The organism is Serratia sp. HMSC15F11 (assembly GCF_001808215.1).
In the GTDB taxonomy this organism is placed as follows: domain Bacteria; phylum Pseudomonadota; class Gammaproteobacteria; order Enterobacterales; family Enterobacteriaceae; genus Serratia; species Serratia nevei.
Genome location: NZ_KV792481.1, coordinates 1 through 554 on the forward strand (window position 1 = coordinate 1; position 554 = coordinate 554).

The 554-nt window shown below is 41.9% G+C and carries 1 protein-coding gene; it reads right to left on the bottom strand.

The window, feature by feature from the left end; translation table 11 throughout:
* Positions 1 to 554: terminase gpA endonuclease subunit (locus tag HMPREF3138_RS25700; RefSeq protein WP_210394231.1), on the bottom strand; the 554-nt coding region annotated here is incomplete at both ends.

Sequence of the window (554 nt, forward strand, 5' to 3'; positions counted from 1 at the left end):
CTTCTATGATCCAGTACGTATAGGGTTTTCTCTGTGAATGCTAATGTCGATACCTCGATCCGATCCTGCTGCTGATCGGCACCGAAAACGATTCCAAGTACTTCATCTGGGATTTTCAGTACTGAAATCTCTTCTCGTAAGTTCTCTAACTCGACAAGGTTATGTTCCTTGTTTTCTTCAGGTTCATAAGGTAAGCCCAATGAGTTGTTGTAAAAACTCTGAAGATCGAAGTTGTAATGTGCGTTGCTGAAGTCCTCAACAGTACTTTCGATTGTATTGATAGGGCTATATAGACGGCTTACATGATAGCTCGGATACTTACCTGATTGGTTAGTAGCTATCCAATGTCCACCAGCAATTGCCCGTACACGTTCCCCTTCCGTAATATGATGTTCACAGTTCGGACACAGTAACTTGGCTGTTTCTGGTAATGCTTTTCTACGTCCATTTGGTAGTACTTCCCAATCGAAAAGCACATTTTCAAATACTAATTCATGATAGTGATTGCACTTCGGGCAAGGAACATGAAACTTACGTTGATCCCCTGCTTCGTA